General features: G+C 46.1%; 11 protein-coding genes. 3 read left to right on the top strand and 8 right to left on the bottom strand.

Going from position 1 to position 13889, the window contains the following annotated elements; translation table 11 throughout:
• Window positions 1–267 precede the first annotated feature (267 nt).
• Window positions 268–1623: a hypothetical protein gene (locus tag FQV28_RS11610; protein ID WP_146496664.1), complete on the top strand. Its 1356-nt coding sequence runs from the start codon at window positions 268–270 to the stop codon at window positions 1621–1623.
• A gap of 53 nt (window positions 1624–1676) precedes the next feature.
• On the opposite strand, the gene FQV28_RS11605 is transcribed toward FQV28_RS11610, so the two are convergent.
• The 3 genes from FQV28_RS11605 to FQV28_RS11595 form a co-directional block, all read right to left on the bottom strand.
• Window positions 1677–2108 carry a CBS domain-containing protein gene (locus tag FQV28_RS11605; RefSeq protein ID WP_146496663.1) on the bottom strand — a complete coding sequence of 144 codons (432 nt, stop codon included), beginning with the start codon at window positions 2106–2108 and terminating at the stop codon, window positions 1677–1679.
• A 77-nt stretch (window positions 2109–2185) separates the two neighbouring features.
• Window positions 2186–2407 carry a YgaP family membrane protein gene (locus FQV28_RS11600; RefSeq protein ID WP_146496662.1) on the bottom strand — a complete coding sequence of 74 codons (222 nt, stop codon included), beginning with the start codon at window positions 2405–2407 and terminating at the stop codon, window positions 2186–2188.
• A 200-nt stretch (window positions 2408–2607) separates the two neighbouring features.
• A complete protein-coding gene (locus tag FQV28_RS11595) occupies window positions 2608–4059 on the bottom strand; it encodes an amidase family protein (RefSeq protein ID WP_146496661.1) in 1452 nt (483 codons plus the stop codon).
• A 208-nt stretch (window positions 4060–4267) separates the two neighbouring features.
• On the opposite strand from FQV28_RS11595, the gene FQV28_RS11590 reads away from it, so the two are divergent.
• Window positions 4268–5323: a mechanosensitive ion channel family protein gene (locus FQV28_RS11590; protein WP_186763858.1), complete on the top strand. Its 1056-nt coding sequence runs from the start codon at window positions 4268–4270 to the stop codon at window positions 5321–5323.
• A gap of 114 nt (window positions 5324–5437) precedes the next feature.
• Here FQV28_RS11590 and FQV28_RS11585 read toward each other — a convergent pair whose 3' ends face one another.
• From FQV28_RS11585 to FQV28_RS11565, 5 genes are all read right to left on the bottom strand, one after another.
• The gene (locus tag FQV28_RS11585; protein WP_146496660.1) at window positions 5438–6232 is read right to left on the bottom strand and encodes an ABC transporter ATP-binding protein; all 795 of its coding nucleotides are present in this window, start codon (window positions 6230–6232) and stop codon (window positions 5438–5440) included.
• A gap of 150 nt (window positions 6233–6382) precedes the next feature.
• A complete protein-coding gene (locus tag FQV28_RS11580) occupies window positions 6383–8182 on the bottom strand; it encodes a M3 family oligoendopeptidase (protein WP_146496659.1) in 1800 nt (599 codons plus the stop codon).
• A 205-nt stretch (window positions 8183–8387) separates the two neighbouring features.
• A complete protein-coding gene (locus FQV28_RS11575; RefSeq protein ID WP_370455128.1) occupies window positions 8388–9971 on the bottom strand; it encodes a hydantoinase/oxoprolinase N-terminal domain-containing protein in 1584 nt (527 codons plus the stop codon).
• Window positions 9964–11082, bottom strand: coding sequence for an S-methyl thiohydantoin desulfurase family protein (locus tag FQV28_RS11570; RefSeq protein WP_146496657.1), 1119 nt, complete (start codon window positions 11080–11082; stop codon window positions 9964–9966). Before FQV28_RS11570 ends, FQV28_RS11575 begins: the two co-directional genes overlap by 8 nt.
• Window positions 11083–11100: 18 nt before the next feature.
• Window positions 11101–12381: a cytosine permease gene (locus FQV28_RS11565; RefSeq protein ID WP_255472913.1), complete on the bottom strand. Its 1281-nt coding sequence runs from the start codon at window positions 12379–12381 to the stop codon at window positions 11101–11103.
• 404 nt (window positions 12382–12785) lie between these two features.
• On the opposite strand from FQV28_RS11565, the gene FQV28_RS11560 reads away from it, so the two are divergent.
• Complete coding sequence (locus tag FQV28_RS11560) at window positions 12786–13610, top strand: aldo/keto reductase (protein WP_146496655.1); 825 nt, start codon at window positions 12786–12788, stop codon at window positions 13608–13610.
• Window positions 13611–13889: the final 279 nt, after the last annotated feature.

The raw sequence follows: 13889 nt of genomic DNA, 5'->3' as shown, positions 1-13889 counted from the left end.
TCATAGTGTTTATTATATAAATTTTAAATATGTATATGCAAAATTTGATGCAATTCATGTATATATCATAAACATTATCATAGTGAGCGCCTACATTCCACTCATTATCCGCAATATGAAAATCTGAAACTAAAAATTTACATAGCCCTAAGACGGGCTTCTTCAATACCGCTAACAGTACTTGGTCAAAATTAACTGCATATTTAGAGACTATTGCCCGCTTATCTGGCAAACTAGAGATTATTAGAAAACCGAAGGAGTTTTGGCATGAAACCGATCATCAGGCCGCTCAGCACTTTGCTCATGGGCGGAACTTACTTGCTGTCAATCTTTTATCCGTTCCCTTTCGCTTCCGCACTGGTCAGCCTGTTTGCTTTGATAGCGCTGCTGTCGTTTTTTCCTTATTTGAACCGGGTTCCAAAAATCTTGATCTTGGTGCTGACCATCGGGGCGCTCAGCATGGAATTGAGCCGTGAGGGGCTTCACCATTTCTTCATCGGGCTCCAGACGAACGCAAACGTCTTGGCCATTTTCATCTTTGTCCCGCTACTTGCCATCCCGATCAAGCAAGGAAACTATTTAACGTACGTCGAAGTCATTTTCTCGTCCTATATCCAAAAAACACAGCAGTTATATTTGTTCTCAACCATCACCGCCGCAAGCATCGGCGCTGTCATGAACGTCGGCTCCTTGCCCATTCTGTACCAATTGACAGACACGAAGTCGTTCCAGCCGTATACAGCGCTGCGGCTCAAGTCAATGAGCCGGGGATTTGTGCTGGCTTTCCTATGGTCTCCTTATTTCATTTCCGTGGGGCTCGTCCTCGCTTATTTCGACATCACGTGGCTTCAGCTCTTTGTGCCCGGCATTTCCTTGGCGCTGCTCCTCATGCTGATGGGATTCTTCTTAGAAGGAAGAAACTGCGAAGAGATTCCAGTAGAAACACCTTTGCCAAACCAAACAGAATTAAAAAAGGCAAAGCGCAAAGTTGTGGAATTGGCGTTAATCGTCGCGTTGATCACAGCGATTATCATGATTACAGAAAGCCTGACTGGCCTGTCGGTACTTACGGTCATTCCAATTGTTGCTGCGTTGATGTCTTTTGTCTGGTCGCTATTTTTTAGCACCAAACAAGATCTTGCCCGTAATTACCGATCGTTTTTCGACGCACGAATTCCAGGCATGGGGAACGAACTGTCGCTATTCATCATCGCGGGTGCCTTCGGTACAGCGCTACTGGACAACGGAGCCGATGAGTGGATTTTGGCGTTGCTCGATAGCTTGAACATTACAAACGTGCTGCTATTGATCCCGGTGATTGCGCTGCTTATGGTCATACCGGCCATCGTCGGCCTTCATCCGGTCATCACCGCGACAATTTTGGCAATCACGTTGAGCGGCTCTCCGCTTTTCATGGAAGACCATCTCTATTTGAGTCTTGGCCTTCTCTCCAGCTGGATGGCCGCAATCCTTGTTTCCCCGTTTTCAGGAGTCAACTTGCTCCTTGCGGCCATCAGCCGACAAAGCCCTTTTAAGGTAAGTATAAAGTACAATGCCGGTTTTGCAGGCCTGTTGTGGGTGATGTGCTATGCAGCGATTGTGGGTTTGTATTTTTTGGGGTAAAGAAAACAGCCTTGCTTGAAACAGAGTCGTTTCAAGCAAGGCTGTTTAATTATTTATTCATTCGGCTCAGCCGGCTTTGAAATATCTTCGATCGCTTCGCCGGCATGTTCGTCCGACTGATCTTTTACAGCAACGTCTCCGAGCGCTACTATGCCGACCAATTTCTCATCCTCGCAAATTGGCAGGCGGCGGATTTGGTGTTCCGACATTAAAGTTGCGGCATCTTCCACATCCATATCGGGCGTTCCGGTTACAAGGTCGGAAGAAATGATTTGGCCGACTGGCGTGTCCAGCGCGAATTGGGCAGCGATGCCGCGTGTAACGATGTCACGGTCCGTGATGATTCCGACCAGCTTGCCGTCATTATTATCCACCACCGGAATCGATCCGACATCCAAATTCAGCATTTGAATCGCCACTGCCTGAATCGGCGTGTCTGTCGTGCAAGTTTCAACATCTTTTGTCATTATTTCTGTCACTTTCATGATTGGTGCCTCCTTTTAGTTTGGGTAACTAAGCGTAGTGCGTTTCATGAAATCAACTTTAAATGAAAGAATAATCTTTACGCAGTGATTTGTGTTTTCTTTTGGTCCATGCCGAGTGCATCCGTCAACGGGCAATAACGGGTAATCCCTTCCGCCACTTTCTGTGCGCCCATCAGCGACACGAAAAGCTGTCCTCCAGAAGGTTTGTCTCGCGCCATTTTAGCAATCGACCATGCAAGCAGCGTCAAACCGCACGAAATTCGGACCATCGAATCGATTGTTCCAATGTTTTGTTTCATCCAATATCCCCTCCCTGTTTTCCTGATTTACACCTATAGTGTTCCCTTTTCTATTCGGGCTAAACGATTTTTCCGATTACAGTTCAAGGCCAAAAGCGAAAAACCGGTTCTCCGGAATTCTTCTGCACGCTCATCTAAAACTGCCCGTCTTTCCAATAAAAAACCGCCCTCACTTTACGGCGAGGACGGTTGCCATTCAGTTATTCAAATTTCGGTGCTGCGCGTTTTTTTGTTGCTTGTTCGTAAGAATAGGCAAGTTCGATGAGTTTCGGTTCGCTGTAAGCAAGTGCGCTGAACGTAACGCCTACCGGCTCACCTTTGCCCGTGTAGCCCGCTGGCACGGTAATTGATGGATAGCCGGCTTTCGCCGGCATGGCGGCGCCGCGGTTGTTTTCAAACAACAAAGCGTCCAAATTGTATCTTGCCATAACCATATCAATCCCTTCGGCCGCTGAGATCCGGAGGTCGGTTTCGCGGTGTTCCAAATACGTCGGGTCTTGCGGGTCGTCGCTCAAACTCAATGCTTTTTCAAGTTCGCTTTGGCCGAATTTCATGCGGATGGCAGGATCCATTTTGTTGAACTCGATAACATCCGCCAGCGATTTCACCGGCACTTCATCCGACACTTTGCGCAAATAGTCGTTGACCCCCCGCTTGAATTCATACCATAAGACTTCCGAGTCGAACTCCTGCCTTGGGATGATCACTTCCTCGACAATCGCCCCAAACGATTTCAACTCTTCAATTGCCTCTTCCATGACGGCGCGTTCTTCTTTGTCCGCTTCACTCAAGAAAGAACGGTCGACACCGATCCGCGCTCCTTTTAGCCCATCCGCTTTCAAATGGGGCGTATAATCGGATAGTGCCTTGTCGGCATTCAAACGAGTGGCCGGGTCCCGCTCGTCGACTCCTGTCAAAGCGCCAAGTGTAATTGCCGCGTCCGCCACGGTCCGCGCCATCGGTCCTGCTGTGTCCTGGCTTTCGGCAATCGGGATGATGCCCGTACGGCTGATCAACCCTACTGTGGGCTTGATCCCAACAATCGAATTGGCGCTTGAGGGGCTCAAGATCGATCCTGATGTTTCCGTACCGATGCCGACAACTGCAAAATTCGACGCGATACTTGCGCCTGTACCTGAACTTGATCCGCCGACGCTCCCTGCCTCAAACGCACCAACTCCGTAAGGATTCAGCACCTGTCCGCCAAGCCCGCTGTAGCCGCTCGGCACATTTTGCGTCATGAAATAAGCCCATTCACTCATATTGACTTTGCCAAGAATGATGGCACCCGCTTGCCGCAGCTGCTCCGCGACAAACGCATCTTCTTCCGCAAAATTGTCTTTCAGCGCGATGGTTCCCGCAGTAGTCGGCATATTGTCCACCGTATCGATATTGTCTTTTAACAAGACAGGTATTCCATATAACGGGCCTTGTCCCTTTTGCCCGCGCTTTTCATCGAGCACTGTTGCAATTTCCAGCACATCGGGATTAATGCTAAGGACTGAATTGATTTTCGGGCCATTCTTATCATAATTTTCGATCCGGTCCAAATAAGCCTGAACCAGTTCAACCGACGTCAACTGTTTGTTTTTGAAAGCTTCCTGAATATCACTGATTGTTGCCTCTTCTATTTCAAATGCTGTTTTTTCCATTTCCTTTGCTCCTTTTTGGCTGATTGCACAGTCAATATGTAGTTTTTAAAGTGAACAAATGCACTCTTCTTCTATTATATAAGCAAGTTGATAAAATAATAAGAACATTCTAACAGAAATCCCTTTTAAGAAACTCTTCTTGCTTGTTTGAAAAGGCCTGTAAAGGGAAAAATTACACTACCATTCCAGAATGAAAAGGAGAGGGCCGATGAATAACCAATTGTTTCAAGGTATAGAATTTTTAAAGAACCTTTCCTTGGTGGAATTTTTCATGTTTTTCGTCTACGTTGCCCTAATTTTTGCAGCAAAGTCGATTATTATTTTCCTTTTGAGAAAACTGGTTCCGTCTAAACGGTTTAAAGAACGCATCTTCCCTGTTTTATCTGAAGTATTGAATTGGCTCGCTTTCTACGGGGCGATCCTCTTTTTCCTGCTCTACTTTTCAAAAGAGAGCTGGCTGTTTTATCCGTTCTATGAAACAGAAGGCGTCGAGGTATCCGTGTTCCTGATTGTCTTCGTGGCCATCATCGTCAACTTCGCTAGCCGGCTGGTGAAGGCGTTCAACCGCTTCGTTATGCCGTTTATCTATGATCAATTCGACGTTGATGTTGGCATGAGCTATACATTCAACCGGATTATCTACTATATCGTCATGTTTATCGCTTTGGCACTGAGTTTTACGACCGTCGGCCTGGACTTGACCGCACTTGGCGTCGTTTTTAGCGTACTCGGCATCGGCATCGGTTTTGGCGTCCGGAATATTGCAGCTAACTTCGTGTCGGGCATTATCATCTTATTTGAACGGCCGATGGAAGTCGGAGAAATGGTGGAAATCGACAAGAAAATCGGCCGCATCTCCAAGATTACACTTCGCTCGACCGTCGTTGAGACTCTGAAGAGCGGAACGCTTATCGTGCCGAACAAATACTTTATCGAACAAATCGTCAAAAACCGCTCCAGCGCGAAACTCTTCGCACGCGTTGTGGTGAGTGTTGCGTACGGCAGTGACACTGAACAGGTGGAACAACTCCTCTTGCAAGCAGCAGAAAATGAAAAACAAAAAATGGCCGGTGTTCCAGATGACTCACCGGAAGTTCGGTTTATCGATTTCCGGAATTCGGCGCTTGATTTTCAAGTCGAAGTGAATGTTAGCGATGTCGAAATGAAAGAACGATTGGAAAGCCGGATCCGCCACTCCATCTCGGAATTGTTCCTCGCAAACGGAGTTAAACTAGCGGAAGTGGCGATTGTCCGTGAGATGTAAGTGAAGGGATTAAAAAAACGCAAGGCAGCGAAATCAAGCTTCGCAGCCTTGTTTTTAGTTGCCATTGATCTATATCCCCATTTCACACGGTACACAAGCTCTAAAAAAAGCAAATCAGTTCCCTCTTTTCACTGCTTTCGAAAGCAGCGGACGGCTGTTGTGCCACATGACGTTCACAGGAATCCCGAAAAATGCCGACAGCCCTTCACTTGTGATCAATTCTGCCGTATTGCCTGAATCAAACACTTCCCCGTCTTTCAGCAAAAGCGTCTTGTCGAAAACCGGCAGAATTTCTTCTATATGATGCGTCACATAAATAATTGTCGGCCCTTCCGGCTTTTTCGCGATATTCTCGATTGTCTCGAGCAGTTCCTCCCGCGCGATAAAATCCAGTCCATTTGTCGGTTCATCAAGGACCAATAGCGAAGGCTCCGCCATCAATGCCCGCCCGATCAACACCCGCTGTTTTTCTCCTTGTGACAATGTTGCGTAAGGACGGTTCGCATATTCCAGGCAACCCAATTCCTTCAGAATTTCGACGCCTCGTTTATCCATCTCAGCTGTTGTTTCCTCATACAAACCGAGTGACGCAAACGCACCGCTTAAGACCACTTCGTACGCATTATCGGACGAGAGTATTTTTTGTTGGAGCGACGAAGAGACAAAGCCGATTTGCTTCCGGAGTTTTTCAGCCAAGTACGTTTTGCCGAACTCCATTCCGAGGACACTCACCTTTCCTTCAGTCGGGAAAAAATAGGCATTGATCAAATCGAGAAGCGATGTTTTTCCGGCGCCATTTAATCCGTAAAGCACCCAGTGCTCTCCCCGTTCCACCTGCCAGCTCACATTCTTCAATAGCTTTTTATCTCCGCGCCGCCTTGAGACATTTTCAAGCTCCAGAACTTTCATGTTTTCTCTCCCCCCTCTCCATGAAACAGAAGATTCTAATAATTATTCATACTATCCTATCAGCCGCCTAAAATAAAGGCAATTTATCGTGCCGCCAACTAAATAAACGCCATCCTTGGAATCTGCTGCTTCCAAGGATGGCGTCTCGCTTTATCCTACTGCCACTTCTGTCAATTCCAAAAATTCTTCAACGTCTTTCACGCACAGTGCGATGGCCTCTTCCCAGAAGCCGGCTTGTTCAAGATCGACGCCCAAATGTTTTTGCGCCAATTGCTCCACCGTCATGCGGCCCGTATCTCTAAGCAAAGCGTTATACGATTCTTCAAAACCACCTTCTGTTTCGAGGGCCTTTGCGTAGATCCCTTGGCTGAACAGATAGCCGAACGTATACGGGAAGTTATAGAACGGCACGCCCGTAATGTGGAAATGCAGCGTCGAAGCCCAGAACGTCGGGTTATAGCTTGCGAGTTCACCGCCGTATGCTTCCTGCTGGGCCTCCACGGCCAGCTCGTTCAAGCGCTCCACAGAAACCGCGCCTTTTTTACGTTCTTCGTAAAAACGTGTTTCAAACAGGAAGCGGGAATGGATATTCATGAAGAACGCGATGCTCCGCTTGATTTTATCTTCCAACAACGCAATTTTTTCTTCTTTTGTTCCAGCGTTTTTCACCGCGGCATCGGATACGACCATTTCCGCAAACGTCGAAGCGGTTTCAGCCACGTTCATGGCGTATCTTTGGTTTAGCGCCTCTGTATTGTTCATGACGTGCTGGTGGTAAGCGTGCCCAAGTTCATGCGCAAGTGTTGAGATATTTGTCGCTGAACCCGAAAACGTCATGAAGATGCGGGTTTGTTCGCTGTCCGGAAAGCTTGTGCAAAATCCGCCGGGGCGCTTGCCGGCGCGGTCTTCCGCTTCAATCCAGCGCTTTTCGAATGCCATTTTCGAGAATTCGGCCATCTGCGGGCTGAACTTGGCGAACTGCTCCAAGATGAACGCTGCAGCTTCGTCATAGCTGACTTTTTGCGTCGACTTGGTAATCGGTGCGTTCAGGTCCTGCCACTCCAGTTTTGGGAGCCCAAGCAATTCTGCTTTGCGCTTCAAATATGAAACGAACGGCGCTTTCCCTTCTGAAATTGCTCCCCACATAGCATCCAAGGTTTTTTCGCTCATGCGGTTAAGTTCGAGCGGCTCTTTCAGCGGATTATCCCATTTCCGGTGCTTATACGTCTGCAGGCGGAAGCCGGCCAAATTGTTCAAGGTTTCACCGAACAGCTCAGATTCCTCTTCCCACGCCTGGCTGATTTTGCCGAACACTTCTTTGCGGGCGTCCCGATCAGGCGTGCTCAAACGATTGGCAGCTTGCCCCATCGACAATTTCTTTGTCTCTCCGTTTTCCGTGTGCTCAATACTCATCTTCGCGACAATGCTGCTGTACATCTGGTTCCAGGCCGAATAGCCGTTGACCGATAAATCGTTGATCAGGATTTCCTGCTCGAGCGGCAGTCTTCCTTTCGCATTCGAACGGCGCTCATCAAGTACAAACGCAACCGATTGCAAGTTCGGACTTTCCAAAAGCCCTGCCCAAACCGCATCATCCGTCTGCAAAAACTTCTGGTCCAGTTTCGCCAAAATCGACACGTACGCCGCCCCGAGTTCACTTCGTTTGCCAGTTAAAATCTTCGCTTCGTTATCGCTCATGTCCTGCGCCGTCAAACAGCTTGCAAACGCACCAATTTCGCGCAGCTGTTTTGTTGTCGTTTCCAATAGAGTTAATACGGAACCAAGCTCCTCTGTCTGCTCCACTGAACTCGGAACGCTGAAGTCCTCCACTCTTTGTGCCAATTCGTCCATGTTCTCTTCAAACTTGGTTATGTATGTTTTCAACTCTTCGGATTTGCTGCCGCCTTTGAAAATGGAATCCAGATCCCATGTCGTCTCGTAATGGTTCATTGATTGATCTCTCCCTTATATAAATAAGTATGAATAATATTTCGGTTTCCTAAATGATACATTCTCATTGTAGTTCAAAAATTCTTTCAATTCAAGTTGTTAAAGACAAAGCACAGTTTTCCTCAATAAAAAAACCACTTCAAATAAAGATTCAAAGTGGTCCATCATTTATAAAACTATAATTTATAAAATACATTTAGAACCATTATAATTGCAATGCCCCTGCAGCTTTCGCCTTAACACGGAGTACATTTCCAGGAAGATAAGATAATGGAACTGCTTCTAAATCGACAACGCTGGTGCCGGAAAGTACAGCGCCCATTTCAATTGCTTTAGCAATTGCTTGTTCTTTCGCCAGTTCAATGATTTCATCACGCGTCCGTTTTTCCATCGGCCATAAACCGTCGACTTCTCCGCTTGCTTCTGCAATTGCTGCTCCAAGAGCATTTGCACAGCCGAAGTTTTCCGGTTTAATCAGTTTAACCGAATCATCTTGCTGAGCTGGCATGATGACACTCCCTCCCCCAACTAAGACGATCGGCAATGGCTCAGGTGAAGTTTTGATTTTTTCACACGCATTCAAAACCATTTCTTGGATTTTAGCTATTCCTTTTTGGACAAGTTCCGTATCCAAGTAAGATAATCGAGAAAGGTCACAGGCCGGATCATCTATTATAGCCACTCCTGCTGCCAGTGCAATATCTGTTGCAGTAAGGATGTCCCCACCAAAAGCAATCGCTTTTTCTTTAATCTCATACCCTACACTATCCGGCCCTATCGCCACTTCTTTTCCATCATACTGGACAATGCTGCCCCCACCTAAACCAATAGAAATTAAATCAGGCATTCTGAAGTTTGTCAGGACTCCGCCCACTTCAACTGCAAGCGCTGATTGGCGCGGGAATCCGTTGACTAAAATGCCCACGTCCGTTGAAGTGCCTCCAATATCGGCGACGATGCAGTTTTCAAGATTCGACAAATAAGCAGCTCCTCGCGTACTATTTGTCGGCCCTGATCCGATGGTTAAAACAGGATACATGATCGCTCTTTCTAGCGACATAAGGGTCCCGTCATTTTGAGCAAAAAACACTTTGCTCGAAATACCGAGATCCTTTAATGCTTCAATCAGTCCATACGCCGCTTTTTTTGCAACCCCGACAACGCTGGCGTTCAAAATTGCCGAGTTTTCTCGTTCTAGCAAACCGAGGCTTCCAATTTCAGAAGAAAGGGTTACAGGAAAATCTTCTCCGAGACGCTCTGCCGCCAATTTGGCAAACTCCTTTTCATGCTGATCTTTGGCAGGGGAAAAGATGCAGCTTACGGCGATTGACTCGTAGCCTTTCTCTTTGATGGTATCTAAAACCCTGAAGACTTCATCATGGTCCAGCCCTTCACCAGCTAACGCACGCCCATCATATTCATGGCCGCCATGGATTAAAAATGACGTTGCATCCATAGCGGCGATTAGTGATTCATCCCAGCCTGCCAATGGCAAGACGCCTTTACCGGCCGGCAGGCATATTCGTACAACCGCTACTTTCGATAGCCCTTTTCTTCTGATGATGGCATTAGTCGCATGTGTAGTTCCAAGGGACACATAAGCAATCTGATTGACGTTGATTCCCGACTCTTTCAACACTTTTTCAATACTGGTATATATTCCGCTCTGTACATCAGCTGTAGTTGAAGACTTTACCGCAGCTACCACTTGATCTTGATGGTCTAAGACGACAGCATCCGTATTTGTTCCCCCAACATCCACACCAATTTTATAAATCAGCTTAGCCACGTATCTTCGCCTCCTCATTCAATTCTTCAACTGGAACGAATTCTAAATCGTATCCAAAATATTGAGGTCCCCAAACTTTAAGCGCCGCTTCGGAACGCATAATAGAAGGAGTGGGAATCGCCAAGCAGGATATACGATAGCCGTAACGCAATGTTTCCGTAGTCAGTGGTTTAAAGGTATCTAAATCCAAAAATGTTATTAAATCAGGAACAGTGGCAAGAACTTCTCCATTTTGATAAGCAATCAAGTTCTCGTTTTGAAAGTCAACTTGGTACGTCGCTCCTTTATATTCGCCAATCCCCTCTAATGTAACCGTCCCTTTTGCAAATCCATCTGTCGTAGCCCTGTCCACATCGGTAATTTTTGCTTCAAACAAAATCAACGGCTTCCCATATCCCGCCTTTATAAGCGCAGCTTCCATTTGCGGCATTGGGGAGAGTTGTTTTTCCCGCGAATGGACAATCGCTTTCCCTAGTTCAATCGCCAACGTGACTGTATGAAAAATAGATGACCGCTTCATTTCCACTCCGGTCATGGGATATTCTGCAATATGCCCGACCCCACCCATTCTTATAGCGATGCCGCGGGCAATATGTTCCAGCATATTGTTGTCAACTGTATTGAGCAGCGACCAATCGCCGCGTTCGTCCGTTATGACCATAGGCGTACCCGAAACACCATATATATTGAAGGTTTCCATTTGCAATTCAGGAAACGCCCGGCCCATGCCATCCGCATCTACTATCGGAATTCCTGCTCTTGCCGCTACCACAAAAGGAATGGTGGAATTCAATCCGCCACATTCCATCGGCATTACTGCATACGCCTCTTTCCCTAAGTATTCTTCCAAGCGGCGAAGAGAATGTAAAGCTTCGTCTCCGTTCGGTATTTTCTCCACAAATACTGTAGGTGCTCCCATCATAGCGACTGGAACCACCATTTTGTCATCTGGCATTTCATCAGGCTCCAATAAGGTGACGGGCCCAAATTCCTTGATTGCCTGCTGAGCCATAATTTTACCTAAATGAGGATCCCCTCCACCTCCCGTACCCAGTACAGCAGCTCCAATTGCCAAGTATTCAATATCTTCAACACCAATTAAACGAGCCATCCAAACACTCCTTTGTTCTTATTTTGTCTCTTGTATGTTGACACTGTTTACAGGAATCGGAGATTTGCTGAACAGTTTCGTTAAAACGAAATGGAGAACGAACGCCAGCACCAAAGAATTTAAAGATGGAATCCCGACGGACACAAACACGCCTCCTGCAATCCCGAATGCCCACGCTGCAATTGCCTGCCATTTAAGTGCAGGGACGGCCAACTGTTTTTTGAAATCATAGTCTGCCTTATTAAGAACAAAATAATCAGCAATAATAACACCGGCAATTGGCGGTATGAAGACCCCCAAGGTACTTAGAAACCCTACAAAATAATTAGCGATTCCTGCTGCCCCAAGAATAGTTCCAACAATCCCGACAATGACCACCACTGTTGAACGCTTAATTTTAAAAATATTTGTTAGCGGCAAAGATGCAGAATAGAGATTGCTGTCATTGCTGGTCCATTGAGCTGCCAGCAAGATTAATATTCCAGGTACACCTAAACCAAGCTGTAGCATCGCTGCAGGCAAATCGCCCGTGCCCATCGCAAGAGAAGTTGCAGCGCCTGCGAAGACGATAAATCCATTTGCAATCATCATTGCAATGATCATCGCTAGCCAGGAATCTTTGGATGACCGTGCATACCGTGCAATATCCGGCTGGACGACTGCCCCTACAGCAAACGTACCGACTAAAATCACGATTCCTTCAATAATGGAAATAGGTTCAGTAATCTCGGCTGTCAAGTTGCTCCACCCACCCGACTCTCCGACAGCCAGATAAACACCAAATACCGAAAGAAGGAGAAGAAGAGGAATTGCAACATTGCTCAACATCCGAATACCCTTATATCCTAGAAAAGCGGTTAAAATCATCAATGTACCACCCCAAGCAGCCGCTATCGGAGCAGAGGTGATAAACCCTCCTCCTGGTAACATTGCTGCAATAGTCTGGCCAAAAAAACCGGCTTGAACAGAAAACCAACCGATTAATGTTATCGCCCAAATTAAACTGATAACGGTAGCTCCTAATTTCCCGAATGTTTTAGTAGCAAGCATCGAAGTCGAAACTCCGGTTTTAGCACCAATTGAACCCATTAATCCCCCATAAAGAGTCAAGATAAGATTCCCGATCAAGATAGTGATGATGACATCTCTAAGCGGCATACCTAATGATAAGGCCGCTCCAGCAAACATTCCGGAAACCGCTAAACAAAAACCCGATGTAACAAAAGTGATTTCCCACCAAGGTCTTCTACTCCCTGCAGGCACTGGCTGATCTACATAATCCTGATGATTATTTTCCATCTTCATTCCTCCTCATTCTCTTTCAATTGGCATAACCGATTAATATATACAAATTTTATGCATCACTCCTTCCTTATCCATAACTAAATTCTCCAATAAACATCATGTTAGTTTTCCTAACATCAGATTAATACCTCTTATATTATGCTTATAAATAACAAAAGTAAATATATTTTTTAAAAATTCTGATTTTATTTCTAGATAATCCTCTTCGTTTGCTTCCCTTCTTATTGAAAGCGCATTCATTTATACTAATATTTATACGTTTAATTTTGCGCTTTCACTGATAACTCGTCGTTACAGTCACATATGTTTCAAGTCGTTTAAATGCACTTTTTTGATGGTATCGTTTAAACTAGAAAAGTAATCTGTAAATTTATCCAATGGAAAAGGAGCAATGCGAAATGGAATTTGTAACGTTGAACAACGGGCTGAAAATGCCACAATTAGGTTTCGGTGTGTGGCAAGTGCCAGACGAAGGAGCAACAGCTGCAGTAGCAAAAGCACTTGAAGTTGGCTACCGCTCAATCGACACGGCGATGATCTATAAGAACGAAAAAGGCGTCGGCCAAGCGATCAAGGAATCCGGCATTTCCCGCGAAGAATTGTTTATCACGACAAAAGTGTGGAACAGCGACCAAGGCTATGACAATACACTTCGTGCATTCGATGAAAGTTTGGAGCGTCTTGGTCTTGATTACGTCGACTTGTATTTGATCCACTGGCCAACACCGCAGTTTGACGAGTACATCGATACATACAAAGCGCTTGAGAAATTGTACAAAGACGGCCGCGTCAAAGCGATCGGCGTCTGCAACTTCGAAATCGAGCACTTGGAGCGCTTGCTTGCGGAGTGCGAAGTGCCTCCAGTCTTGAACCAAGTCGAGTGCCATCCATACTTGGCACAATTTGAACTGAAAGCTTTCTGCGCTGAGCACAATATTTTCGTTGAAGCATGGAGCCCGCTTGACCAAGGCGGAGAAGCACTTCAGGACGAAACAATCAAAAAAATTGCAGAAGCCCATGGCAAAACGACGGCTCAAGTCATCTTGCGCTGGCACCTGCAAAACAACTCAATCGTCATCCCAAAATCAGTCACACCTTCTCGAATTGAAGAAAACTTCGACGTGTTCGGTTTCGAATTGACAGCTGAGGAAATGGACCAGATTACTGGCCTAAACAAAAACCGCCGCAAAGGTTCTCATCCGAACGAAATGAACGTGCGTTAATAGCAAAAGAAGCTTGCCCCATGAACGTTTTTGGGCAAGCTTCTTTTTGCGTTTTTATTGAATCCGGGAAATTCTGCGCTGGTTGCGAGCTCCAACAAACCTCACTTGAGTTGCAACAAACCAGCGATGAGTTACAACTAATAGGATTCGAGTTACAACAAATGCGCCTCCAGTTGCGACTTTTCACTAGCCGCTTCTTCACTATGCCAAGTATACGCTATATCTCATGAGCCATCTCTGCCCTTTCGCATTTCACTTTGGCTAAACGCATCCATTTTT

Source organism: Planomicrobium sp. CPCC 101079, from assembly GCF_007859275.1.
Lineage (GTDB): Bacteria > Bacillota > Bacilli > Bacillales_A > Planococcaceae > Planococcus.
Note: the sequence above shows the minus strand (reverse complement) of the source record. Positions and strands in the feature narration are given on the sequence as shown.